This is a genomic window from Koromonas soli (assembly GCF_059726265.1).
On record NZ_AP040872.1, the window covers coordinates 3,392,519 to 3,418,748 of the forward strand.

A 26,230-nucleotide genomic window follows, 5' to 3' on the forward strand; every position below is an offset into this window, starting at 1 on the left:
AGCTACTCTCAACGTCATACAATAGGCAAACTATCCGTTAGGCACTAAGTTCACACGAAAGGAATGACGTGATTCAAATACTGCATCGCGTTTCTTTCACGGCATGTTGCCTTGCGGCAATCTTCATCGTTCTTTCGTGGGACACCGGAGGGGACACCGGTTGGTTGACTGGCCCTCTTCTCAATTTGGTAAGTTTCAGCCCTCTATTGTTCCTAATTGCTGGCGTTTCAGTGTGGATACGTTTCCGCTTCGCCGCAGCAATTGCGCTCGGAGCGTCGGTAATATGCTGGCCGTGGTGTTTGTACGTGATCAACCCTAATGTCTACAAGCCCGTATACGTGGTGTACAAGTCAATTAATTCACAAGTAGAGTGGTCGAAGTCTCCCGTGCCCGATTCGTTCTGGTATTCGTTCTCGCGCAGCCCTCAACTCTGGCTGGAGGCTCTGTTCCTGTTACTTGTCGGTGTCTTCAGCATCTACTTGTTGAGTTCTAAGACCCCTTCGCCATTGCGCAAGGCTGATAGTTAACGAAAATCGCCATTGCACGAAGTGTCCCAATTCGAAACTGTGGGGAGGAGTCCTTATGGCAGATCACCGAAGCGAAGAGCGAGATGGGTGGTTTTCAACTGGTTCCACACCCCAAATGGACAACTCCAGCATCCATGCAAAGGGGATGCACGTTGCCCAACTCATTGCTGCTGTCGTGATCTTCACGCTCCAGTACGCCACGGGACATTCAGCATCGGAGAGCATATTCGACGCGGTAATCACCTTCATTGGGGCGGAGATCTCATTGTATGCGTACCGTCGGGTTTGGCCGAAGAAGGGCGGTTCCTAGCGCATCCACCTCCGATACCCAACACTAAATCGCCTTTCGTTAAGTAATAGTCCAGTGCCTTAACTATCTGGTTGAAACTTCAGCTACTTTGATGACCTAGATGGAAATTGAGCAACGAGGAGTGTAGGCGTATGCGGCAGTGGATTGCATGGTTTGTCATCGCAGTTTGCGGCGTGGCGTATGCACAAAAGGTGGACGCTGACTCCAACGAGAGAATCCTGCGCGCTCTACGCACCTTCAACAAAGCGCAAGCTCTTTATCAACTTTATGGCAAAGGTTTCGCGTGTCAGCTAGAGCAACTGGGGCCACCACGGAGCGGCGCAAAGCCTTCCGCTCAGGCAGCGGGGTTGATTGACGAGGAACTCGCATCCGGCAAGTTCGCGGGCTATCACATTCGATTGAACTGCACACCTGACGACTTTCAGGTCACGGCTGTTCCTGCGCCCGAAGGCGTAGGAGCGGTGTGGTGCGTTGATAAGAGTGCTGTCTTGCGAACTGCGGATTCGGCCGATACTTGCATCGTTGAAGGTAACGTTCCGCCACGGCTGAAGCGGGCGACAGCAGATCAGTTCTCAAAGACGGCTCCAAGCGTGGCTCAGGAAACTCAGGCGCGTGGGTACTGGGTCGATCCGTCCGATGGGCTTATGTGGGCCGCGATAGATAGCGGCAACAAGGCAATGAAGTACTGCCGCCAGCTGCAAGTGGCGGGATATTCGGATTGGAGGTTGGCGACGATCGACGAACTGGAGAGCCTCGTTAACCTGCCGGCTTACGCTACCGAGTATGTAGGCAGCTCCGACATTCTGCATCGCAATGCTGGCCTTCAAGTGAGCGGAGGCCTTCTGCTTACCGACGGGCGCCAATGGAGCAGCACTCCGGTCATTGAGGCAAATGGGCATGCTTCAGGCGCCCATTTCTGGTCCTTCTGGTTCGACGAAGGGCGCAGGTGGAAGGGCTTCGAAGATTGGGCCGAAGGCGACACCATGCACGCGCTCTGTGTCCGAGGCGGTAACGCTCCGGCGTCGAAATAAATCCATCTCCGGCGCGGAGAAGCGCTCGCACAGTGAACCCTGCCGAACTGGGCGATATATCGCCTAGTATCTCACTATCCCAAACGGTACCGACAATAACGCCAATATCCCCACTCAAGCCAAAAGAGGGCTTGAATGGGCACCCAGCCTGGGGTGCCGATTCGGTGGTTGGTGACCTGGATCGCAAGAAGAGATGGACGTGGCGGCTGGGATCCTTCACTTCGTTCAGGATGACACCTGAAAACAAAAGATCATTCAGCGGCAACCCTGGATTGGGGAGTGGCATCTTAGGGTTAAGGTTCGGCCAAACAGCCCTCGGCTGCTCGACCCTGCGAGCCTGATTTCAGAACGACAAGGAATTGGATTTACATGGAACAAGGAACAGTAAAGTGGTTTAACGACGCAAAGGGATTTGGATTCATCACCCGCCAGAGCGGCGAAGATGTCTTCGTGCATTTCACGGCCATCCAGGCAAATGGGTTCCGCACCCTGCAGGAAGGCCAGGCCGTTCAGTTCAACGTCGTGAAGGGACCCAAAGGGTTGCAGGCCGAGAGCGTAGCCGTACTCTAAGACCATCCGCATGATCGCTGGGGCAGCTTAAGGGCTGCCCCTTTTGTTTTGCGCGAAACTGTCGATGGAAATTACGAAAGCAGGGTGGCGATTTTGGCGAGAAGCTCGCGAGGGTGAAGCGGCTTGGCGAGGACATTAAATGAATATCCCTCGGCTCGGGCGCTCTCAAGCAAGTCCTGTGTGGCGGCGTTGCCGGAAAAGATGAGGATGTTGTAGTGCGGGTATTTCGAATAGACGGTCTTGGCCATCTCGATGCCATTGATCTCGGGCATGATGACGTCGGTGATGATGAGGTCGGGAGCGAACTCCTCAAGGATTGCAAGGGCCTCGGCGGCGCTGTAGGCGCAGCGGCACTCGTATCCGGCTCGACGAAGGATCTGGGAGAGTGTATCCGTGATGGGCTGCTCGTCGTCGACGACCAGGATACGCCTCCGGGATATCTTCACCGTGTCCTGAGACGAGAGCATTGTGCCGTCACTCCTTGAAATACAGGTTCAGCGCCGTGCAGCGGGAAACTGCACAAGATACTGAGATTGTGATGAGAGAACGTTCTTCTTAAAGTGTACACTGGCTGGCTGGTCATCGCGGCTACGAAATGGTTGGATGGCATGGCCGGTTTGACGGTTATTTGAACAAATGGAGTACATGTACAACACTCCGCAGCATATACTCGATAGTCCTGAGTGAACTCCTCTTCGAGAGACTCTGTTACAACGCTGAAAGCCAGATTGAAATCAGGTGGTTGGTGCCGACTGGGACCCTATGGAATACAGTGAAGCTGGTTCAGTTCTTCTACTCCGCGTGCCGGCCGGAATCTGCGCTCTGCCATTGTCGGAAGTGATCGAGACCATGCGCCCGCTGCCTATCTCACCGGTAGCGGACGCGCCGGATTTCCTGTGTGGGGTGTCGGTGATCCGCGGCGTGCCGACTCCGGTGATTCAACTGGGAGCTTTGCTCGACGGCAGCCAGGACCAGGCTCGTGAGCGATTTGTAACGGTAAGGAGCGGAGGGCGCGTAATCGCTCTCGCGGTGCAGGACGTGATCGGGGTGGCCGCGCCGGATCAACTGAAGTTGGGGAGCCTTCCGCCGCTGCTGAAGAATGCGCGGAGGGAAGCCGTGAAAGCAATCGGAACGCTTGACTCCGACCTGCTGGTGATGTTGCAGACAGCGGCGATTGTGCCTGAGTCCGTCTGGAAGACACTCCAACCGCATGAGGCGACGTTGTGAAGCCCAGGTTCCGGATTGCTGAGCTCAGCGAATTTCGAGACGCCATCAACCGGCATCTTGGGCTGCGCTTTGAGGACGCGAAGCTGGACGAACTGACCGATGTACTGAACGCGCGTCTGAAAGCGACGAGCAGCCGGCTGGAGAGCTATCTCAACCTGCTGGGACAATCACGCGAAGAACAATATGCGGTAGCCAGCCATCTCACGGTGCCGGAGACATTCTTCTTCCGCATGAAGGACCACTTCCGCGCATTGCGAGAACTGATTCTGCCGGAGTTTCTGCAGCACGGACGGGTGCGGATTCTGTCGGCGGGCTCGGCCACTGGCGAGGAAGCCTACTCGATCGCCATGCTGCTGCAGGAGTGCTGCGATGTGCGCAAGACGGCAATCACGATTACCGGCGTCGATATTAACCCGGCGGTGATCGCCAAAGCGAGGCAGGCAAAATACACGGAATGGGCACTGCGGGAAACTCCTCCGGACGTGCAGGAAAAGTACTTTCACCGACAGGGTCGCGTGTTTCAACTCGACGACGAGATTCGGCAGATGGTGACGTTCCAGGAAGGCAACCTGATGGATGCCGACGCCAGTTTCTGGACAAGAGGAAGCTGGGACATCATCTTCATACGAAATGTGCTGATGTATTTCTCGCCCAACTGCACGAAGGAAGTCATTGCACACGCAGAACAGGCACTCGCGCCCGGGGGATACCTGTTCATGGGCGCGGCGGAAAATCTTCGAGGCGTTTCGCAAGCTTTCCATTTGCGCCAGACGCATGATGCTTTCTACTACCAGCGACGCGCGGAGGGCGAGACGGTGCCGCTTACGCCGGAAGTGGGGCGGAGCACAAGCAGACCATCGTCAAAGGCCGAGAAGCATATGGCCACGGAAGGTGTGCCGCAGATCGAAGGCGACTGGCTCGATACGATACGGGCAGCCTCGGAGCGGGTGAAAGGGCTTACAGCGGGGCGTCCGCAGCAAGAACCCGGCGCGGCATCGTCGGCTCCTCCGAGACCGGAGCCAATCCCGGACGTGGCGGCGGCAATGGAGTTATTGAGGCGGGAGCGGTTTGCCGAGGCACTGGAGGCATTGCCCGAGCAATCTGGCAGAAACAGCGAGGCGCAACTACTGCGCGCTGTGGTGCTGGCGAATTCAGGTAAGCTGACCGAAGCAGAAAGTGCTTGCGAACTGTTGCTGAAGAACGATGAGTTAAACGCGGGAGCGCACTACGTGATGGCCCTGTGCCGTGAACACGCGGCGGACTGGAGCGGCGCGAGCAAACACGATCAGGCGGCGATTTATCTGGATCCGTCGTTCGCTATGCCGCACCTCCACATGGGTTTGCTGGCGCGGCGGGGGCAGGAGCTGGACGCGGCGCGGCGCGAACTGCAACAGGCAGCGCTGCTGCTGGAGCGCGAGGATGCTTCGCGTATTCTGCTATTCGGCGGTGGATTTACACGCGAGTCGCTTGTGGAGCTTTGTAAGCGCGAGTTGAAGGCGTGCGGAGGTATGCCGTGAGTTCAACCGAAATGAAACTGCGAAGCAAAGTGGCGGATCTGCGCGAGCTTTTCGACAACAGTTTTGCCGTGCCGGAGCGGATGGAGCACGCGGCGGTTGAACATCTGCTGGCGATTCGCGCAGGTTCCGAGCAACTGGCGATCGCAGTGAAAGACATTTCAGGGTTGACGATGGCCAGTGGCACCATTCTGCCGGTGCCGAGCAGCGTGCCGGAACTGGTGGGGATCACGGGCGTGCATGGTGTGGTAGTGCCGGTATTCAGCCTGGCGGCGTTGCTTGGCACTGGGTCGCGGATGGCGGAGTACCGATGGCTGATCCTGAGTGGCGAGAAGCAGACGGCCATCGCACTGGGCGTCGATCTGGTCGAGGGAAACCTTGAGGTGCCAACCGACGAAATCATCCCCTCGGGCACTGATGTAAAGTCGCACTACATAAAACACACCGTGAGGGTCGGGAAGACGCTGCGCGGTGTGGTCGATCTGCAAGTCCTGATTCAAAAGATAAGAGGAAGAGGGCGCGTCTAGTCGCCCGATCCGCAGAAAGAAGGAGTCGAGAGCATGGGTAACTCCTGGACTTTTGGCAAGAAGCTGGCACTGGGATTCGGCCTGACGGCCGCTTTGTCCATTGTGATGGCCCTTACGGCGTTGTATGCACTGCACCGGGCAGTTTCGAGCAAAGATCACGTGATCTCGGTGAATGCCCAGAACCTGATCGATGCGGCTAGGTTGCAGACGGAAGCCGCGCGCAAGGGACTGGCCGTTCGTGGCTATCTGCTCTCGGGCGACCGCCAGTTCTTTGAGAAAGAAGAGGCGGCGCATCAGGACTTCCTGCGCATTCTGATCAAGCTGAAGGGCAACGTTTACACCGACAGGGGTAAAGAACTGCTGTCCCGGATTGAACAGCTTGATGCCGAACATCAGCGGCTGATCGACCGCGCCAATAAGTTGCGCGAAGGCAAGACGCCGACCATGGAAAACATGTCGAACTTCATGACCAAGGAAGTTGCGCCAATGCGGCAGCGCCTGGACGGGAGTATCGATGAGTTTGCAGCATGGGAGCAGGAACTGCTCGACAAGGGTGTTAATGAATCGACACAGGCGGCACAGAAGGCTTCTACCTCGCTGATCATCATGGCGCTGATGGTGATCGCGCTGGCGACTGGACTGGCTTCGCTGCTGACCCGAAACCTGACAAAACAGGTGGGGACCGCCGTGCATGAGGTACAAAGCTCCTCGGCCGAATTGCAGACGACGGCGACACAGCAGGCTACGGGAGCACGAGAGCAGGCGACAGCCCTGAGCGAAATCACAACCACGATCAGTGAATTGCTGGCAACGTCGCGCCAGATTGCGGAGAGCGCGCAAAGGGTTTCGCAGATTTCGGCGGAGACCTCGAACGCTGCGGCAGCGGGCGACCGCGTGATGCAGAGCGCACACGAGTCCGTGCTGGGCATAAAGAAGCAGGTGGACGTAATCGTAAGTCACATGCTGGATTTGGGCCGGAAGTCACAGCAAATCGGCGGCATTGTGGATATTATCAACGAACTGACGGAGCAGACGAACATTCTCGCCATCAACGCGACCATCGAGGCAGCGGGAGCGGGCGAGAGTGGTAAACGTTTTGCCGTGGTGGCAGACGAAATTCGAAAGCTCGCGGACCGTGTGGGCGGCTCGACCAAAGACATAAGAACACTGATCGAAGAAATTCGTGCGGCGGTGAACTCTACGGTGATGGCAACCGAGGGTGGATCCAAGGCAGTGGACGCAGGGACTCGCGGCTTCTCCGACATCACGACAGCCCTGGGCCAGATCAATTCACTGCTCTCGACAACAACCGACGCAGCACGCGAAATCGAACTGAGTACGAAGCAGCAGACAACCGCCGTGGAACAGGTGAAGGTGGCTGTATCGAACGTGGCGCAGGTGAGCAAGGAAGCGGAGGTCAGCACGGTGCAGGCCCTCAAGACCGCTTCGCAACTGGCTGAACTGTCGCGCAACCTTAGCCTGCTGATCCAGCCGAGGATGAACGGGACACACTAATGGCGCGAGACCTGTACAAGTACTTTCGAATCGAGGCAAGAGAGATCGTGGAGCAGTTGAGCCGCGGCATGCTTCGCTTTGAGCAAGGTGCTTTTGAGCAGGCCAACGTCGCAAGCCTATTGCGGCTGGCGCACACTCTGAAGGGCGCAGCCCACGTCGTTAAGCAAGCGAGAATCGCACAACTGGCGCACGAACTGGAAGACACACTGGGACCGTACTCCTCAGGTGAAGAGATTCCGGCGGAGACTGTGCGCTCCATGCTGCGCCAGGTAGACGAGATCAATACCTGCATCGCAGGGCTCGATGGACAACCATCCACTAGCGAAACGCCGAGCGCGGGCTTGCAGGCGACGGCGAATCCGCAGGAAACGCCGACAACACCAGAACCCGCGCCTGCGGTGGACGATGTTTTCGATACAGTGCGGGTCGAAATTGGCGATATGGATGTGCTGCTGAATGGCATCGCCGAAGCGAGCTTGCAGGTTGCAGGACTCAAAGCTCGACTGGCGGCGGTGGAACATGCCGCGGACCTGGGCTCGGTGCTGATGAACCAACTGGCGCGTCGCGCGGCAAACGTCACCGAAGAACGGGCAAACGCCTCCTGGGCCAAGGCGCGAGTGCTGGCCGAGGATATGACGAGTCTGCTGAAACCGCTGCGCCGCACGCTGACCGCCGGACTGGAACAGGTGGAGAGCGAGCTGGCGCAGGTGCGCGATACTGCCAGCCAGGTGCGGTTGATTCCCGTGAGCGCCGTGTTTGGCACGATGCGAAGAGCGGTGCGGAACAGCGCAGAGACCCTAGGCAAGGAAGTTGAATTCGAAACTTCGGGCGGAGAGCATCGGCTCGATGCACACGTACTTGCCGCGATGCGGGATCTGCTGCTGCACGTCGTTCGCAACGCTGTGGCACACGGAATTGAAACACGCCCGGAGCGCATGGCTGCGGGCAAGATTCCGGTGGGCAAGATTACGCTCGAGGTTCGCAGGCAGGGGCATCGTGTTGCATTTGCCTGCCACGATGATGGCAAGGGTTTCGATGTGGTGGCGCTTCGTAGAGCAATTGTCGCGAATGGGATACGCTCGGAGAGCGACGCAGAAGCGATGGATTTGCACGAGCTGCTGCGCGCAAGAGTTGCCGGAATCAGCACGAGCCGCACGGTGGATGAGATTTCCGGACGCGGCATTGGGCTCGACGTGGTACGGGATGTGGCAACGAAGCTTAAAGCCGAAGTCAACATTCAGACGGAAGCGGGCAAGGGTTCCACCATACAGATCTCGGTGCCTGTATCGCTGCTGTCGCTTCCTGCGATACAAGTGGAGAGCGATGGAGTGAGCGCTTCGCTGCCACTGGATGCAGTGCGGCAGACGCTGCGGGCCGCAGACAGCGATATCGTGCATCATCCGGACGGAGATGCAATTGTCTTTGAAGGAAAGACGATTCCGTTTGTGTGGCTGGGACGCGCGCTCGAGCGAGACGCGGGAAAACCAGTGGCGAGACATGAGAAGTTTTCCGCGGTAATTGTGCGCTCGGGCGTGGAAGTGGCCGCAATCGGCGTGGATCGATTGCTGGGAACAGAAACCGTGCTGCTGCGTCCGATTCCGGCATATGCGGGAGTGGCTCCGGTGGTGGCGGGAGCGGCACTCGATGCAGAGGGGAATCCGCAACTGGTTCTGGACCCGGCGGCGCTGGTGTTGACGGCGCAGGAAGTGCGAAGCGAGACAACGGCACTGGCGGTGGAGGAGACTCCGGTGGTGCTGGTGGTGGATGATTCGCTGACGACGCGAATGCTGGAGAAAAGCATTCTGGAGTCGGCGGGATATGAAGTGGAGTTGGCCAACTCAGCCGAAGAGGCGATTGAAAAAGGGCTGGCGCGGCATTATGACCTTTTTGTAGTGGACGTAGAAATGCCCGGCATGAGCGGGTTTGAATTTGTAGCAAAGACGCGGGAATACTCAACGCTGGCAGACACCCCATCAATCCTGGTCACCTCGCGGAGTTCGCCGGAAGATAAAAAGCGTGGCGAGGAAGCGGGGGCACGAGCCTATATCGTGAAGGGCGAATTCGATCAGGGTGAGTTGCTGCAGCGAATCCGTGAATTAATCAGCTAAATATGCAGAAGATACGTGTCCTTGTAGTCGATGATTCGCTTACGGTGCGGAAACGCATTGTGGAGGTGCTCGCCTCCGACCCGGCGCTGGATGTTATCTCGGAAGCAGATAACGGGCGCCGGGCGATTGAGTTGTGCCGCACGCTGCGTCCGGATGTGATCACACTGGACATGATGATGCCCGAGATGGCCGGAGTGGCGGTGACCGAGTACGTAATGGCGTACTGCCCGACGCCGATCCTGATCGTGTCTGCCTCAACCAATCGCGGAGAGCTGTTCAAGACCTATGATGCGCTGGCGGCCGGTGCGCTGGATGTGCTGGAGAAGCCTAGAACGCAGGACGTGGACAGCGAGTGGGAACGGAAACTAATCTCGACGGTGAAGCTGATTTCGCGCATTAAGGTGATCACTCATCCACGCGCGAGATTGATGCAGTCGCCGGGAGATGGCGATGACGTTGCAGTGAAGTCAGGCAATCCAGACTCGGACTATTCGGTAGTCGCTATTGGTGCCTCGACTGGAGGGCCCGGCGCAGTGCTGGAGATACTTCGCGGACTACCCTCGAATTTCCCGATTCCGATTCTGCTGCTGATTCACCTGGCCGAGCCATTTGCAATGGCATTGGCGGAATGGCTGGATGCACAGTCGCCGTTGCGGGTGCGCTACGCCCGCGATCGCGAAGCACTCCCCGCCAATGGCGTGGTGATGGCTCCGGCGGGAAAGCATCTGGTAGTAAGCGAAGGGCGGTTGCGCCTGACCAGCGACGCGGAACGGCACTCGTGCCGCCCATCGGTGGACGTATTGTTTGAGTCGGTGACACGGGAGTTCGGAGCACGCAGTATTCAATGTCTGCTGACAGGGATGGGCAAGGACGGAGCGGCGGGATTGCTGCAAGCCCGGAGAGCAGGGGCGCTGACGATCGCGCAGAATGAAGCAAGCTCGGTCGTTTTTGGAATGCCGGGCGAAGCCGTGCGAATAGGAGCTGCGCAGCGCGTACTGCCGATTGAAGATATCTCTCGCGAGTTGCTGGAAGCCCTGAAGAAACCACAAGGCCGGAGGCGCAGTTGAGAGTTCTGATTGTGGACGACAGCCTCACGGTTCGGATGGACCTTAGCGATGCGTTTGAGAACGCAGGATTGGAGACGACGCCGTGCACCTGTCTGCAGGATGCGCGCGAGGCGCTGTCGAGACTTTCCTTTCACTTGATCGTGCTGGACGTGCTGCTGCCAGATGGCGACGGAATCACGTTTCTGAGCGAGCTGAAACACGATCCGGCTACGGCGAATGTGCCGGTGATGCTGCTCTCGACCGAAGCGCAGGTGGGCAACCGTGTGCGCGGGCTGAAGACGGGCGCAGAGGAATACGTTGGCAAGCCGTATGACGCTGGTTACGTGGTGGCGCGCGGCAAGGAGTTGATGCACGCGGGCCGCGAAGATGGCGGCGGCCAGACGGAACGCAGAGTGCTTCTGATCGATGACAGTCCAACTTTTCGCGGTGAGATGCAGGCAACACTGGAATCCTCAGGCTATAAGGTTCTGACGGCCTCTTCGGGAGAAGAGGGGTTGCAGATGGCGGTGAACAATCGCCCAGCAGCCTTGATTGTCGATAACGGGTTGCCGGGAATCGATGGCACGACGGTGGTTCGACGAGTGAGAGAAGACGCCGCACTGCGACGGACGCCGTGCCTGTTGCTGACCGCCTCGGAAGACCCGGCAGAAGAGTTGCGCGCGCTGGAAGGCGGCGCGGATGGGTTCATCCGCAAAGATCAGGACTTCAGCATTATCCTGGCGCGCCTGGCGGCGGTGCTGCGATCTTCGAGCACGCCCTCGGCGTTCGATCCGCAATCGGGGTTCCTGGGGCCAAAGAAAGTTTTGGCCGTGGATGACAGCGCAACATTCCGAGAGGAGTTTGCGGCACAACTGCGGCAGGAAGGTTATGACGTGGTGCTGGCCTGCTCTGGCGAGGAAGCGCTGGAACTGCTCTCGGTGCAACCGGTGGACTGCATTCTGCTGGATGTGAATATGCCGGGGATGTCGGGGCACGAGACGTGCCGCTGCATCAAGGAGTCACCTGAACTGCGCGACATTCCACTGCTGATGCTGACGTCGCTCGACTCGCCGCAGGCGATGAGCGATGGCATTAACGCGGGCGCGGATGACTACATCTCGAAGCGAATCGAGTTTGGAGTTGTCAGGGCACGTATTCGCGCGGCACTGAGGCGCAAGCAGTTTGAAGACGAAAATCGATCGGTTCGTGAGCAACTGCTGCGCAAGGAAATGGAAGCTGCGGAGGCGCGGGCGCAGCGCGAGTTGGCGGAGACGCGTGCCGCGTTCCTGTCGGAGTTGCGCGAGACGGAAGAGCGGCTCAGGCTGGCGGCGGAAGCGGCAGATATTGGCGTGTGGTGCTGGTATCCGCAAACAGGGGAGCACGAGTGGGATGAGCAGTGCAGAAAGCTGCTTGGCTTGCCGGAAACCGTCAAGCCAAGTCATACGGCCTTCATCTCAAGTCTGCATCCCGACGACCGCCTGCGCACGGAACAGGAACTGTCGTCGGCGTTGAAGAACCAGAGCGAGTTCGAGGTTGAGTGCAGAGTCGTGTGGCCGGATGGCTCTACTCACTGGATTATCGCTCGCGGTCGCGCGCTGAGCGAAAACGGCGAAAAAGCGGTGCGCATGAGCGGCGTCGTAATGGACGTCTCGGACCGCAAGCGCACGGAGGCAGCACTGGTGCGAAGCGAAAAGCTGGCATCGGTGGGCCGCATGGCTGCCACGATGGCGCACGAGATTAATAATCCGCTGGAAGCAGCAACCAATGCGCTGTTCCTGATTTCATGTGACGAGCAACTGAACCCGGAGACTCGGGCCAACGTGGACCTGGCGGAGCGCGAGTTGAGTCGCGTGGCACACATGACGCGGCAGACACTGGGCTTCTATCGCGAAGGTTCGCGGGCAGGAGAAGTGAACCTGTCGGAGATGGTGGACGAGCTGGTCGGACTGTACTCCCGCAAGATCACCTCGAAATACATTTCACTGGAGAGAACGTACCGCGGCGCGTGTGTGGTAAATGGCATTGCGGGCGAGTTGCGGCAGGTGCTATCAAATCTGCTCGCCAACAGCATTGATGCCGTGCCCTCGCGAGGCACAATCTATGTTCGCGTTTCGAAGGTGCACGTCAGAGACTACGCGGTGCGCGTCACGATTGCTGACACGGGCGTGGGAATTCGGCGAGAGGATCTGGCCTCGATCTTCGACGCGTTCTTTACAACGAAAAAGGATGTGGGAACCGGACTGGGATTGTGGGTCACACGCCAGATTGTGGAGAAGCATGGCGGCGTAATCAGGGTGCGCAGCAAAAAAGGAAAAGGCACCGTGTTTTGCGTGTTCCTGCGATTGGAAGCCGAGGACAACGAAACTCCTGTCAACTCGGAAGTGAATCAGGAGAGCTCGCCAAGGTAGCGTTGAGCAAAGCTTCCTAAATAGCGTGAGCCGCGGCTGATGATACAGGCGCTACGGAGTGAGTGGCATGAGATGGCGCGGCACAATCGCGTAATGCAAAGCACGGTGATGGCACAGGTACAACACCTGCAAGCTGGCGGCATCGTATGACTATCGGACGGTTGTGCATCGATGATGTCCGGTTTCTCAAATGCCAATTTCCCGAAGAACCGCAGCCTCGAATCGAAGCACACCATCCCCTCAACCACAGCTAGTCACATCGAGAAGACCTCCCCAGAAAAGCAGACGCGCGATATGGATTGCGGGTGCAGTGGTGCTGGCCGCTATGTGCGCTGTCGCAATACTGTTTGCGGTGAAGTGGCCGTTCACACGCGCAGGAATCACCGAACGACTGCATCAACACTCCTCCGCAGTCGTTGAGTTTGGAAGCTTCCAGCAGGTGTTTTTCCCGAGACCGGGATTCGTCGTCGAGCAGGTGACGCTGCGGCGTGCTCCGAATGCGGAACCGAGCGTGACAATCCGGCGGTTGACGCTACTCTCCAGCTACACGGGGATGATTGGCTCATCGAAGTCGATTGAATCGGTAAAAGCGGAAGGCTTGGTGGTACGTGTCTCCACCAAGGGAGCGTCGGAAAACCTGGAGTTTCATAGAGCACAGAACCAGAAGGGACAGTTCACGCTCGAGCACCTGATCGCCGATGGGGCTGAGTTGCAGGTGGTCTCGAGTGAACCCCAAAAAGCGTTACGCTTCACGATCGAGCGCATGCGAGTGGACAATATCGGCGCAAACAAGACGAGCAAATTCGAGGCGGCTTTGCAGAATCCGCTGCCGATGATGCAGATTGCAGCGCAGGGAAACATTGGGCCATGGCGTTCGGATGAACCGATGCAGACGGTGGTAACGGGATCATTCCATGTGAGCGAGGGCAAGCTGGAGACGGTGCCCGGGATTGGGGGCCTGATGAGCAGCAATGGGCAGTTCAAAGGGGCGCTTAACAATATCGCGGTGACGGGACAGGTGGATGTCGCAGGATTCGAGGTGCGCAAGGCGCATCATCCGATGCCGCTGCATGTTGGGTTCAACGGCGCGGTGGATGCCAGCAGCGGGCTGGTCAAACTGCAAGCGGTGGACGCGCAGTTAGGATCAACCGCGATCCAAGGCTATGGCGTGATATCGCCCCAGGTAGCGCAGGATGCGCATGATGTGGTGAGGATGCAGTTTACCTGTGCTCATGGGCGAGTGGAAGATCTGCTGCGCCTGTTCGTCTCTGCGCCGCAGCCGTCGATGATGGGACCGATCCGTTTTAAGACAAGCGCCAATGTTGAACGCGGGAATAAGCCATTCCTGGAAGAAGTGCGGCTGACCGGCAACTTTGTGATCAACGATGCGCACTTCACCTCTCCGCAAACACAGCAGAAGTTGAACGAAATGGGAGCGAAGTCGCGAGGGGATGCGAAGGATGACGACCCGCCGGATCATGCAATTTCTGTGATGTCGAGCGATGTGGATATGAGGGATGCGATTGCGCATCTCTCCAACGCAAGATTCCGCGTGCCCGGAGCGGATGCCAACGGGGCAGGAACATTCGACGTACACAACAGCCATGTGAACTTGAAGGGCAAGCTGCGGATGCAGGCAGAGGTTTCCGAAGCGACAAGAGGAATGAAATCATTTCTGCTGAAATTCGTGGACCCACTCTTCAAGAAGCACAATGCTGGGGCGGAACTGCCGGTGAGCGTCACAGGAACGACCCGGCAGCCGAAATTCAAAGTAGGGCTGAAGTAGGCTTCACGGTTGTCGCGATCCTCAAAGAGCAATTAACGTAGTAGGCGAACTCTCTGTGAGGATTCGCCATGGCGGACACTGCTTTCTTTGAGCCTGATCTATTCGATTTTCTGCGGCAGTTGAAACGCAACAACAACCGCGAGTGGTTTGCGAAAAACAAGGCGCGGTATCAGACAGTGGTGGTGGACCCGGCAATGGAGTTCATCACGAGCTTCGCTCCGCACCTGGCGAAGCTGAGTGGACATTTCGTGGCCGACGCACGGCCTACGCGCGGATCGCTATTCCGCATCTATCGGGACACGCGATTCTCGCAGGATGGGCTGCCGTACAAGACGCACGTTGGAATGCGCTTTATGCACGAGAGCGGGAAAGATGTGCATGCGCCAATCTTCTATCTGCACCTGGAGCCGACAGGGTGTTTTGTAGCTGCGGGAGTGTGGCATCCGGATAATCCAACGCTGACGAAGATACGGACGGCGATCGTGAAGGATCCGCAACAATGGCGCAAGGTGGCAGGTAAGTACGAATTGGAAGGCGGAAGTCTGACGCGTCCGCCGAAGGGATTTGATCCTAAGCATCCCTGCATAGAAGACCTGAAGCGCAAGGACTACATTGCATCGGTCGAGTTGACGGCAGAGCAGGTGTGCAGCGCGAAATTCATGCGCGATTTCGTCTCGGCCTGCAAGTCGCTGACGCCGCTGGTGGAGTTTACGACGAAGGCGATGGGATTGAAATTCTGAGTCGAGTGGGAGCGTGTTTCTGCTTCAGTCGCGCAGATAGCCTTGCTTGCTGGGATCGGGCATGAGGATGGCAACGAGGAGAGCGAGCGCGCACATAGCGGTGACGTACCAGTAAAAAGTCGCTTCCCTGCCGATGGATTTCAATTCGAGGGCGACGAACTCGGCGGAGCCGCCGAAGACTGCATTGGCCAGAGCGTAAGACAAGCCGACGGCGAGCGCACGAATCTCGATGGGAAACATCTCGGCCTTGATGAGCCCGCCGATGGATGTGTACAGGCTGATGATGGACAACTCAAGCATGACAATCGCGAACGCCGCATAAGGGCTCCTCACGTGGGCCAGAGCATGCAGCACGGGAACGGTGCTGAGGGCGCCTAAGGCTCCGAACCAGATCATGGAAGCGCGGCGGCCAATGCGGTCGGAGAGCGCTCCGAACAAGGGCTGGACAAGCATGTACACGAGCAGCGCCACAGTCATCACTTCGCTGGCGGAGCGGGCGCTCATGCCAGCGGTGTTGACCAGGTACTTCTGCATGTAGGTGGTAAAGGTATAGAACATGAGCGAGCCACCGGCGGTGAATCCGAGCACGGTGACGAAGGCGCGCTTGTGCTTCATGACTCCGGCGATGGTGCCCGCCTCAAGATTGCGGCGCGATTCCGATGTCGTGGTCTCATCGAGCGAACGGCGCAAATAAAAGGCGACGATGGCGGCGAGGGCTCCTAGAGCGAAAGGAATGCGCCAGCCCCAGGCCTTCAACTGTTCGTTGCTGAGAAAGTGTTGCAGGATGACGAGCACCATGACGGCGAGGAGTTGGCCGCCGATGAGCGTGACGTATTGGAAAGACGCGAAGAAGCCGCGACGTCCGCGCAAAGCGACCTCGCTCATGTAGGTGGCGCTGGTGCCGTATTCTCCGCCAACGGACAAGCCCTGCAGCAGGCGCGCGAGCAGAAGCAGAGCGGGCGCGGCGGTGCCGATCTGCTTATAGGTTGGCAACAATGCGATGAGCAGCGAGCCCGAGCACATCATGAGGACGGAGGTCATCATGCCTGTCTTGCGGCCACGTTTGTCGGCGATGCGTCCGAAGAGCCAGCCTCCGATGGGGCGCATGAGGAACCCGGCGGCGAAGACTCCAGCAGACTTAAGTAGCTGGACGGTGGCATTGCCGCTCGGGAAAAAAGATCCGGCAAAGTAGATGGCGCAGAAAGCGTAAACGTAAAAGTCGAACCACTCGACGAGGTTTCCGGAAGAAGCGCCAATGATGGCGACGATGCGTTTCCGGGTGTCTGCTGCGGTCGAGAGTTGCGACGAGGTCATGCGCACAATCCTGTGTTCGAATGAATCTTACGATGCGCGAGTGCTGAATGACAAAAAGAAGGCGGCCCTTGCGAGCCGCCTTGCGATGCAGGTGAAGCAGTTACTGCCTGCCGTTGGGGAAGATGTCGAAGACATAATCGTGGGCGGCGAGTGCGGCCTTTGCCGACTCACCACGCTTGACGAGTTCTTCGCGTGAGAGATCGAAGATGGCATCCAGAATCTGCGTCCGCTCCTGCGCACTGGCTGAGCCGACGACGAACAGAACGCGCGCGCTGTGCTGGATGTAACGCTTGGAGATCAGCTGGCGCTTCAGAAGCTCCATGATGACCTGTGCCTTGGAACGATCAAAGCGGCCGGGATCGCCACGGCGGTCGAGTTCGGCGAAGAACTCCTTTGTCCACTCATCGTGATAGGTGAAGACCTTCTCGAACAGTTCGGACGTGAAGCGCGTGCCAGCCTTCACATGATCGGCGTTGGTTGCGGGCACGACACCATCTTCGGTGAGTGCGGGACGCTTGAGGTATCCGTCCTTGGTGATGGTGGCCTGGTGCTGCACGAGCGTCCACAGCCAGGACATATCGATGCGATAGGTGGCTAGGTCGTTCATGAAGCGCAGGTACAGTTCGTAATCGTCGATGGCGGCGGCAAAGTTTCCGTTAAGTATCTGGAAGCCGTAGTTGGCAGCCATGTAGAAGGCGTGCTGGATGTGCTCGATGGTGATGTCGCCCTTGGGAACTCCGTAGATGGACTCCCACAGCTCGGGCGAGAGGAACTTCTCGGGCGTGTCGAGCGACTCGCGGGCGATGACCTGGGGCGTGATGCGTCCATTGCCATCGATGAGGCCGCGAGACTGGAAGAGCTGCTGCTCGGCCTCGACGAGCCCGCTGCCGACGGTGGGCACGGGCTTGCCCTTTACGTCAACGGTCTCGCGCTTGGCATCGAGCATCTTCTGCAACTCGGGGAGAGATGCACGGAGAGGCGCATTGCCCGCGGCAACATACGCCTGCTCGGGGCTGGCGACCCAGCTCTGGCGATATGCGTCGTAGAGCTTGCCTTTGACTTCGCCGGAAAGTATCTGGTCGAGAGTGGGGCGCGTGCCGGCGGGCAGTTGTCCGTCCGGAACAAACATGAGCCCGAGGAGGCGCTCGCGCAGCTTATCGATGGCCATGGCACGCAAGGCAAGCTGGTTGTAGCGCGCACGACCATAAGCATCACTCGACTGATAGATCATGACGGCAGCCATTCCGCCAATGGGTCCGCCCTGCGTGAACTCACCATGCTTTAAACCTGCGAGCAGGATGTTCAAGGCGTTGTAGCGCTGGTAGGCGATCATGTTGGGCGCGGCCATGCCGACGGTTTGCGGGTCGGGGAAAACGCCGTTGGGATCGTCCTTCCACATCTCGATGAGGCTGCCAAGGTAGTCCCAACGACCGACGTTGGTGCCGAGAAGACGGCGGCGCAGGGTCCAAACAATAGCGGGCAGGAAGCGTCCGCCGTTGCCTTCCTCGTAGAGCATCTTGATCTTGATGGTTCCGGCGGGAACGCCAATCATCTGTTCGAGGCGCGCAAACAGCTTCTCGACGATGAGGGCTTCGTGCGGTGTCTGGAGCTTAGGAATGTAGAAGTAAACGCCGGTTCCGGATTTCTTCAGCGACTCGTAGTTGTTGAACGTCCAGAGAACGGCGATGACGATGAGGCCCGGAGCAGGCTGATTATCAACGCGCACGTGATCGTAGCGGATGTGGATGCTCGGCGGGCGTACGAAACGCGTGGGCCATTGTCCGGAGTCGCGGCCGATGGTGTATTTGCGCGTTTTATCCTTCTTCTGCACCTCGTAGGCGCGGTCTTTCCACTTGCCTTCGAAGATCTCCTTGGCATTCTTGAGGGCTCCGAAGACTCCGATGGGAGCATGGACGGGAGTGCCATCAGGACGGAAGTGCGTGGGCGAGGCATCCTCGAAGTCCGGCATATTCATGGGCGCGTTGCTGTTCAGGGCGTTGAAAGCCATGTCGAGCGGATACCACGGTCCGGTCAACTCAAGCCCCGGATTGTTGAGCGGATGAGCGTCAGCCGGGATGGGAACCTGGTCATTGAGGCGCCAGCGATGCGGAGTTTCACGATCGAGGAAGTTGTCGATGAGTCCCTGGATGATTTCGCGGAAGGTCCACGGCTGACCACTGATGGGATCCTCGAAATGCTCGTCCCACTTGGGCCATGCGTACTTCTCTCGCACCGGCAACGGCGAATTGAGAATGGCACGGCGGGCTGAAAGCGCAGCGGCAATCGCTGGATTCAGCTCACGGGTAAGTGTGGCGATGGTCTCCTCGACCTTAAGCTCGTGTCCACCTACTTGCTTTGTGCCAAATAGCTCAGGAAAACTCTGCAGAACGTCCTCTCGAATCATCGCAGCTGCTCCTTCTAGGCTGATGGCGGTCTTCAGGCCTGAAAACCGCAACTTGAAATGGAATCATTAAACTGGCTGCTCGTCAAACAGCGGTCAGGGCGCTAGCTGGCGATCGCCCGGATACCACGCGGGCTCGGAACCATGCTCCGCATTATGGTGAACAGAAATGCGACGAGAGGCAGAGCGGCAAGTAGGTAGAAGTCAGGACAATGATGCCTCAGAATGACGTGGCTGAAAACCCCTGTTGCGAAGGCAGTGGCGGCAAGGCACACGTCTGTCAAAGGACCCACCTCTGCCAAAAGAGGGCAGAGGTGGGGCACCACATTTCGAACTGAATGGAATGGCGTACTGCTCAGAGCCGTGCGACGTTCTTCTCGCTTATTAGTTTTTGCGCTGTGGAGAGGTCGGAGACAAGGCGAGCGTAAATCGCGCGTGACTGGTGTTCGTCTGAACTGCGGAGGACGAAGCTGGGGTGCACGCTGATGACGGTGTGAGCGGAGTAGGGCGTTTGGATCACCTTGCCCGCATCGCGAGTGATGCGGACGCTGCTGCCGAGCAAAGATTTGGCGGCGGTGGCGCCCAGCAGAAGGATGGCTTGCGGCTGGATGGACTGGAGTTCGGCTTCGAGCCAGGGGCGGCAGGCAATGATTTCCGACATGCGCGGGGTCTGGTGAATGCGGCGCTTGCCCTGACGGATGAACTTGAAGTGCTTCACAGCATTGGTCAGGTAGATGTCGGAGCGCAGGATACCGGCTTCATCCATGGCGCGCTGGAGGACCTCGCCCGCAGGGCCGACGAAGGAATGGCCAGTGAGGTCTTCTACGTCTCCGGGTTGTTCGCCGACGAGCACAAGACGGGCGGTGGGCGAGCCCTCGCCGAAGATAGTTTGCGTGGCATCGCAGTGCAGCGGGCATGCGGTGCAGGCGCTGGCAGCTTCGCGCAAGACGTTGAGGTCGCGACTGGGCGGGACGATGTGTTGCGCGGAGGTCGATTGCTGACGATGCATGGTTTCGAGACGGGCGGGGACATCGGCCAGCACTTCGGGCAACGCCTGCAACTCGGGGAGGTTGGTCCAGAAGCGCGAAGGCATTTCCTGCCGCATGAGATCGAGATTCATGCGGGCGGGGTTGAAGGTGGTGCGGTAGTAGGTGGACCAGAGCGATTCCAACTCGTCTTTGTTTGAAGACTGCGGCATGGCGACGCCGGGCGAGTAGGAAAGACGAAGGCCGTCCCAGTTGGCCGATCCGTGCGGAGTGAGGATCGTCCAGCGCATGGCAGCAAAACGCTTCTCGAAAAACGGGGCGACGAGGCGGATGATGCGGTAGTCGGGACGATACCAGGCGACGAACCATTCGGCTCCGTCGCGTTCCATGCGGCGGAAACGGACGAAGGCATGCATGTGGTGAATGTCTCGAACGATTTCCTGACGCATGCGGTTGAGGCGCAAAACTTCAGGATCGATTTGCACGGAGAGCAGGCTGCGCTCGCCGTGAACGACACGCCACAGAACGCTGTAGAGCAGATGCCATCGCGCTGGATCGGTGTGGCACGAAACAAGGCGTGCAAGATCGAAGTAGCGCCGGGGAACGCGGAGCTTGCTGCCGGATTCGCCAACGGGCTCGGAGGGAAGAAGCGATAACTGCTCGGCATCGGCCTCCGACCAGGCGACATCGTGAGGCGCTACGTTGGAGGCCAGCAGTTCGCGGCAACGCTGGCGGAAGCTGGCGAACTGCGGCTCAACCGAAACGTGGATCACAACTCACCTGCTACGGCCGCGGTGGCTGCGTCGAATAGTGCAAGCTGCTCGGGAACGGCGGTCACGGTCGGCAGGCGATTGGAGTCGAGCAACACGACCGAGGGACTATGGTCGGTAGTGATGACGAACGGCTTGCAGCGGCGTAGCGAGACGCGCAGCTTGCGCAGATCGTCGAGCGAGAGATGGTGATAGCGCCGGATGGACAGAATGCGCATGGCATTGCGATAGCCGATGCCGGGGACGCGCAGCAATTCTTCGCGAGTGGCGCGGTTCACATCCACTGGGAAGAACTCGCGATGGCGCAAGGCCCAGGCGTGTTTGGGATCCACCTTGGCGTCGAGGTTGGGTTCCTGCTCGGTGGTGAGCTCGTCGGCGTGGAATCCGTAGTAGCGCATGAGCCAATCGGCTTCATAAAGGCGATGCTCGCGCACAAGCGGCGGGGCCGCAATGGGCAGGCGGGCATCAGCCTTGGGGAATGGGCTGAACGCGGAGTAGTACACGCGACGCAACTTGTAGGCGGAATACAGGTGCGAAGACTTCGCCAGAATCTGCGCGTCGGTGCTGGGAGTAGCGCCAACGACCATTTGCGTGCTTTGTCCGGCGGGGGCGAGGAGGCGAGCCGATTTCGATTTGGCACGCTCTTCTTTCGAGGACACGATTTCAGTTGTAACGCGCCCAAGAGTGTTCTCGATGACAGCGCTGTTCTTTTCTGGCGCGAGCTTGTCGAGATCGGTCTGCGTGGGCAGCTCGACGTTGGCACTCAGTCGGTCGGCATAGCCGGCGGCCTGACGAAGAAGTTCGGGCGAGCAGCCGGGAATCGTCTTGAGATGGATGTAGCCGTTGAAGCGGTGGTCGGTGCGAAGGGTACGCGCGACCTCGATGAGCTGCTCCATGGTGTAGTCGGGCGACTGGATGATGCCGGAGCTCAGGAAAAGCCCTTCAATGTAATTTCGCTTGTAGAAGTCGATGGTGAGTTGCGCGACCTCGGCGGGAGTGAAGCGGGCCCGCGGGATGTCGCTGGAGCTGCGATTGACGCAGAAGACACAGTCGTAAATGCAGTAGTTCGTCAGCAGGATCTTGAGCAACGAGACACAGCGGCCGTCGGGCGTGTAGCTGTGGCAGATGCCGCAAGCAGCCGTGTTGCCGAGAGCTCCAAGTTCGGCACTGCGGCGCGATCCGCTGCTCGCGCAGGAGGCGTCGTACTTCGCCGAGTCTGAGAGGATGCGAAGCTTGGTTTCCAGCTCCATTGACCAGATTGTAACAAGAGAAGAGAAGGCGAACATAGGCCAGAATTGGCCCGATATCCGGGGGAGAAAAAGGTTTTCACGGCGGGCTGAGGGCTGAGTCTAAATCAAACTCCCCCGCCGTAAACTCGCGAAACGCGAGTTTACGGGAGGGCACCTGGGTGGAAGAAAATCCCCGCCACCTACATTGGTGACGGGGACTGGAGGAAGACTGCTCAGGAGGTTAGAAGTCGAACTTCAGCGAGATCTCTGACAGGCGACGTCCGACGGTCAGAGGGGCGAAGCCGAAATTCCTGTTGGCGCTTGTCGCTGTCGCGGGCGAGTTGCCGGACAGATTGAGCGTCGTCTGATTGGGATACGGCGTGCCGAAGCTATGCAGCGGGTGGTTCAGGAAGTTGAAGGCTGCATAACGGAAGCGCAGTTTGCGACTTTCGCCGAGAGAGAAGGACTTCTCAAGGCTGAGATCGCTGTTGAAGAACGCCGGGCCGTGCATGTAAGGCATGATGTACGGACCGTTGGTTCCAATCTCCGGCAGGGCGAAGCATCCGCCGTTGATGAACTGGTTCTTGCCAAGGCCGGAGCGTGGGTTGCACTTCATGACCGGCTGCAAGCTCACGTCAGGCGTTCCGAGGATGGTCTGGCTGTTGACCGGGTAGCTTCCGCCGTCGGTGGGAGTGATGGTGCCCTGCAGGTAGAAGTCCGGCGAGAAGCTGACTCCGGTCTGCATGTTGCCGCCGCTCTCGAGGGTGGTGATGCCCGAGATCATCCAGTCGTTGGCGATCAAGCCGAGCGTTCGCTGCGGAGTGACCTTGCCGAACTGGTAGGAGTAGGAGAGGTTGAGGATGTGGCTACGGTCATAGTTCATCGGGCCGTAGTTGTTCTTGATGTGGAAGGGATCGACCGGCGCGGTGTAGTTGAAGTCAGCCGCGGAGCCGAGGATGCCGAGTGCCTTGGACCATGTGTAATTGATGTTGTAAGTCAGGCGTCCGGACTGCTTCACGAGCAGAGCCTGGAAGCCATTGTAGTTGGCATAGGTATTGTGCTGCGGCACGATGATGCTGCCATATTGCGGATAGGGACGGGCGGCCTGAACGCTCGGCTCACCGGCCCAGTCCTGCGTGTTGTTCAACTGCGCGGCCTGGTAAGGCGTGCATCCCTCGGGATTGCAGGGGCGCGGCATCCAGGAGGCCGTGGCAGCGTTGATCTTGGCTGCCGCAGCGGCGGTGAACAGGTAGCCGACAGGAACGGCGTTGATGTTATTGAGCACGACGGCCTGCGTGGTGCCGTTGTTCATCAGCGAGTTGCTGTTATTGCCGGCGTAGGAGAACTGGAGGTATGTCGTCTTGTTCAACTGCTGGGCGATGCTCAAGCTGTAGTTGTTGGTGACCGGCGTCTTGCGATCGCTGGCGAGGAGTCCGGAGACGGAGGAAATCGGCAGCGAGGTCTGGGTGCCTCCGGCATTGCCGTAGGTCGCCGGATTCTGGTGGACGGTGCTGACACCAGCAAGGGTGTTTCCGCTGAAGCCTTGCAGGTCGGCTTTGCGCAGTCCGGTTGCGGTTTGGAACGCGCCAATCACGTCGTCGGCGGAGTCATGGAAGCGATAGGCTCCGTAGCCGCCGCGGATGACGGTCTTACCGTTCTTGAACACATCCCACGCGATGCCGAAACGCGGTGCAAAGTAGGCTCCGGTGGAACTGGTGCCGGAGTTGGGTATCGCAGGATTGATGCCATGCCACTGGAATCCGGGGAACGGATTGGAGGTGGCGTTCATGTTGGTGCCGATGAGGTTTGGCTGCCAGACGGCTGCGCCGAGCCCGTGCGAGTCCGTCCAGGCTCCGAGATGGCTTACGCGAAGACCGTAGGTGAGAACAACGCTCTGGCTGAGACGCCATGCATCCTGCGCATAACCTTCAATGTTCCAGAAGTAAATGTTGGTGCGCGGGGTGAACGAGGTCTGGTGGAAGTCCTGAATCTGGCCTTCAAAGAAGTTGGCCAGCGAGTTTCCGCTGTTGAAGTGGGGCGTGGGATCGAAAGCCGGGCTGCCGTCTGGATAGAAGCCGTTGTAGCTGTGGAGTTCGTTGCCGGCGGCGCCGAACCAATAGTTCTGAATGACGCCGTTGGCCTGGCTCTGGTTGGCCTGATTGTTGGCTACGCGCTGGCCGAAGATTCCGAACTTGAGGCCATGCTTGCCGACGACTTTGCTGAGGTTGTCGCTGAGGGCGGGCTGATACTTATGCAGGTACAGTCCACCGGTAGTGAAGTCCGGCCATAGACCGAGCGGCAGGCCGCCGTAGGGAGCATAGGTTCCGAGTTGCGGATATTGCTTGGAGCCGTTATCAAAGACTGCGTTGTATGGGTAGTTGATGGTGGATTTCAGCAGGGCCTTCTGGTTCTTCGGCTCGAACTGCTGGGTGAAATAGGTGAGAGTCGCAGTCAACTCGTTGGTCAGCGTGGGGGAGAAGACCTTGACGTAGTTGGCCGAGGCGCTGTGCACGTTGATGCGGTTGAGGAGGCCGCCGCCAGGGGTGTTCACGGCACCCATGATGCTTTGCGGAGCATAGTAGGGAACCTGCGGCTGTCCCTGCAGTCCGTGTTCGAAGCTGTAACGGAAGAAGACGAGGTTGTTGGAGTTGATGTTGTAGTCGAGACGGCTGGTGGTCTGGAAGATGTTGTTGCCCACCAGATTGAGCGTCTGATAGTTGTAGCCGTCGCTGTTGGTGGCCGCAAGATTGGGCAGTGGCAGGGTGTTGTTCACCAAGGCCATGGCACCAGGATCGAGGAAGGCCGCGATGTTGCCGTTGGTCAGCGCGCCACCGTTATCTCCCACGGTCGGGGTGGGCGAAATCTGGGCGTAGGTGCCGCTGGTGTAGCTGGGGCCGAGGTAGTTCTTGATGGCCTCGGTGCTGAAGTCGCCCTTGCGCATGGCGGCCGTGGGCACGAGCGCGTTGACTATGGCGCTGCTGGCAGAGCCGTAGGCGTAAACGTCTTTCTGGAAATCAAGCTCGGCACCAGTGAAGAATGTCAGCTTCTTCGTTCCGGGGACCGGACCGCTGAGAGTGAAACCGGGATAGATGTAACGGTCGTCGGGGCGTGCGATCTTGCTGTACTTCGCCAACGAGTCGTTGGAGTTCAGTGCGCTGGTTCGGGCGTAGGTGTAGAGCGAGCCGTGATAGGTCTGGGTTCCGGGCTTGGTGACGCCGGTGATGACCACGGGACCGTTGGACTGATCGACGCCGAAGTTGGAGGTCTGCACCTGGACTTCGCTGACGAATGCGACGTTGATGTTCTGAAGGTTGGCACCCATGTTGCCGGAGTCGGTAAGGTTGGCACCGTCAAGTTTGAGAGTGGTGCCCGCTACAGGAGCGCCGTTGGAGATATAAGCATTGCCCATGCCGATGTTCACTTGCGAGAAGTCGGGGGCAGTATTGGTGTTATCAGTGCTGCGAATGGCAAACCCGGGAAGAATCTTTTGAAGTTCGGTGGCGTCGCGTCCGACAACCGAAAGACGATCGACATCGGTGGAGGAAATGGTGGAACTGAGTTGGCCGCTATCGAGCGGGATTTCGCCGGTTGCGCCCTCGACGGATACGGTTTCTGCGGTCGAGGCGAGGCCCAGCTTGATGTCCTGCAAGGCGAGCGCATCACCCGGGTTGATGTGAACGCTGGGCCGGACGAAGTCGCGGAAGCCAGCCATCTTGATAGTGATGCGATAGTCTCCGCTGGGCACGGCGGCAAAGTAAAACGCACCTGAGGCGGTGGTCGTGAGAGTGCGTTCGAGCCCGTTCTGAAGATTGGTGATGGTGACTACGGCACCAGAGACGACGGCAGAGCCGGGATCCTGAACCATGCCGCTCAGGCTGCCTGCTCCGACCTGTCCTGTTGCCACGCCGCACAGACAGAATGCAACGAGGCATATAACGAATGCGGAAATCCACCGCTTTGCACACCAGCGGCCGCCGCGAACAGCTTTGTTGTAAGTACTCATTCCTGCCTCCCCAAAGACAACATCCCCACGGCGGCCGAGATCATTGCCGGCTCGCTCGATGACGGGGTACCTAAGCTGAACCTTTATAAGTCAGCCACAATGGGAGGGTAAGGTGAGTTACAGAAAAAGCAGCACTCTTATCAGGTAAAACATTTTTGGATTGAGCAGCTTAGACCAGGTTTTCCGATGTGCTTAACATCACGGCCTCATCTTTTTTA

General features: G+C 58.6%; 18 protein-coding genes. 12 read left to right on the plus strand and 6 right to left on the minus strand.

Features of this window, described 5'->3' with window-relative positions; genetic code table 11:
• Positions 1 to 582: 582 nt before the first annotated feature.
• The 3 genes from AC6IY8_RS14675 to AC6IY8_RS14685 all read left to right on the plus strand — a co-directional run bounded on the left by AC6IY8_RS14675 (position 583) and on the right by AC6IY8_RS14685 (position 2,438).
• Positions 583 to 837 (plus strand): hypothetical protein, encoded by a 255-nt coding sequence (locus AC6IY8_RS14675; RefSeq protein WP_497775269.1) that lies wholly within the window; start codon positions 583 to 585, stop codon positions 835 to 837.
• A 131-nt stretch (positions 838 to 968) separates the two neighbouring features.
• Entirely contained in the window at positions 969 to 1,868 is a 900-nt protein-coding gene (locus AC6IY8_RS14680; RefSeq protein ID WP_497775270.1) for an Lcl domain-containing protein, read from the plus strand.
• A 369-nt stretch (positions 1,869 to 2,237) separates the two neighbouring features.
• Complete coding sequence (locus AC6IY8_RS14685; RefSeq protein WP_497775271.1) at positions 2,238 to 2,438, plus strand: cold-shock protein; 201 nt, start codon at positions 2,238 to 2,240, stop codon at positions 2,436 to 2,438.
• 71 nt (positions 2,439 to 2,509) lie between these two features.
• On the opposite strand, the gene AC6IY8_RS14690 is transcribed toward AC6IY8_RS14685, so the two are convergent.
• Positions 2,510 to 2,905 (minus strand): response regulator transcription factor, encoded by a 396-nt coding sequence (locus AC6IY8_RS14690; protein WP_497775272.1) that lies wholly within the window; start codon positions 2,903 to 2,905, stop codon positions 2,510 to 2,512.
• Between the two features lie 295 nt (positions 2,906 to 3,200).
• On the opposite strand from AC6IY8_RS14690, the gene AC6IY8_RS14695 reads away from it, so the two are divergent.
• The 9 genes from AC6IY8_RS14695 to AC6IY8_RS14735 all read left to right on the plus strand — a co-directional run bounded on the left by AC6IY8_RS14695 (position 3,201) and on the right by AC6IY8_RS14735 (position 15,309).
• A complete protein-coding gene (locus AC6IY8_RS14695) occupies positions 3,201 to 3,665 on the plus strand; it encodes a chemotaxis protein CheW (RefSeq protein ID WP_497775273.1) in 465 nt (154 codons plus the stop codon).
• Positions 3,662 to 5,182, plus strand: a complete 1,521-nt coding sequence (locus tag AC6IY8_RS14700; RefSeq protein WP_497775274.1) for a CheR family methyltransferase — start codon at positions 3,662 to 3,664, stop codon at positions 5,180 to 5,182. The genes AC6IY8_RS14695 and AC6IY8_RS14700 overlap by 4 nt, the downstream gene beginning before the upstream one ends.
• The gene (locus tag AC6IY8_RS14705; RefSeq protein WP_497775275.1) at positions 5,179 to 5,706 is read left to right on the plus strand and encodes a chemotaxis protein CheW; all 528 of its coding nucleotides are present in this window, start codon (positions 5,179 to 5,181) and stop codon (positions 5,704 to 5,706) included. The genes AC6IY8_RS14700 and AC6IY8_RS14705 overlap by 4 nt, the downstream gene beginning before the upstream one ends.
• Positions 5,707 to 5,739: 33 nt before the next feature.
• Positions 5,740 to 7,221, plus strand: a complete 1,482-nt coding sequence (locus tag AC6IY8_RS14710) for a HAMP domain-containing methyl-accepting chemotaxis protein (protein ID WP_497775276.1) — start codon at positions 5,740 to 5,742, stop codon at positions 7,219 to 7,221.
• Positions 7,221 to 9,329, plus strand: a complete 2,109-nt coding sequence (locus AC6IY8_RS14715) for a hybrid sensor histidine kinase/response regulator (protein WP_497775277.1) — start codon at positions 7,221 to 7,223, stop codon at positions 9,327 to 9,329. The genes AC6IY8_RS14710 and AC6IY8_RS14715 overlap by 1 nt, the downstream gene beginning before the upstream one ends.
• A 2-nt stretch (positions 9,330 to 9,331) precedes the next feature.
• The gene (gene cheB, locus AC6IY8_RS14720) at positions 9,332 to 10,396 is read left to right on the plus strand and encodes a chemotaxis-specific protein-glutamate methyltransferase CheB (RefSeq protein WP_497775278.1); all 1,065 of its coding nucleotides are present in this window, start codon (positions 9,332 to 9,334) and stop codon (positions 10,394 to 10,396) included.
• Complete coding sequence (locus AC6IY8_RS14725) at positions 10,393 to 12,783, plus strand: response regulator (protein ID WP_497775279.1); 2,391 nt, start codon at positions 10,393 to 10,395, stop codon at positions 12,781 to 12,783. Before cheB ends, AC6IY8_RS14725 begins: the two co-directional genes overlap by 4 nt.
• A 325-nt stretch (positions 12,784 to 13,108) precedes the next feature.
• Entirely contained in the window at positions 13,109 to 14,569 is a 1,461-nt protein-coding gene (locus AC6IY8_RS14730; RefSeq protein WP_497775280.1) for an AsmA family protein, read from the plus strand.
• Between the two features lie 68 nt (positions 14,570 to 14,637).
• On the plus strand, positions 14,638 to 15,309 hold the full coding sequence (locus AC6IY8_RS14735) for a DUF2461 domain-containing protein (RefSeq protein WP_497775281.1): 672 nt from the start codon (positions 14,638 to 14,640) through the stop codon (positions 15,307 to 15,309).
• A 24-nt stretch (positions 15,310 to 15,333) separates the two neighbouring features.
• On the opposite strand, the gene AC6IY8_RS14740 is transcribed toward AC6IY8_RS14735, so the two are convergent.
• From AC6IY8_RS14740 to AC6IY8_RS14760, 5 genes are all read right to left on the minus strand, one after another.
• The gene (locus AC6IY8_RS14740; RefSeq protein WP_497775282.1) at positions 15,334 to 16,623 is read right to left on the minus strand and encodes an MFS family transporter; all 1,290 of its coding nucleotides are present in this window, start codon (positions 16,621 to 16,623) and stop codon (positions 15,334 to 15,336) included.
• A gap of 100 nt (positions 16,624 to 16,723) precedes the next feature.
• On the minus strand, positions 16,724 to 19,027 hold the full coding sequence (locus tag AC6IY8_RS14745) for an aldolase/citrate lyase/malate synthase family protein (RefSeq protein WP_497775283.1): 2,304 nt from the start codon (positions 19,025 to 19,027) through the stop codon (positions 16,724 to 16,726).
• 352 nt (positions 19,028 to 19,379) lie between these two features.
• Positions 19,380 to 20,783 (minus strand): UdgX family uracil-DNA binding protein, encoded by a 1,404-nt coding sequence (locus tag AC6IY8_RS14750; RefSeq protein WP_497775284.1) that lies wholly within the window; start codon positions 20,781 to 20,783, stop codon positions 19,380 to 19,382.
• Positions 20,780 to 22,030: a putative DNA modification/repair radical SAM protein gene (locus AC6IY8_RS14755; protein ID WP_497775285.1), complete on the minus strand. Its 1,251-nt coding sequence runs from the start codon at positions 22,028 to 22,030 to the stop codon at positions 20,780 to 20,782. Before AC6IY8_RS14755 ends, AC6IY8_RS14750 begins: the two co-directional genes overlap by 4 nt.
• A 220-nt stretch (positions 22,031 to 22,250) precedes the next feature.
• Positions 22,251 to 26,012: a carboxypeptidase-like regulatory domain-containing protein gene (locus tag AC6IY8_RS14760; protein ID WP_497775286.1), complete on the minus strand. Its 3,762-nt coding sequence runs from the start codon at positions 26,010 to 26,012 to the stop codon at positions 22,251 to 22,253.
• Positions 26,013 to 26,230: the final 218 nt, after the last annotated feature.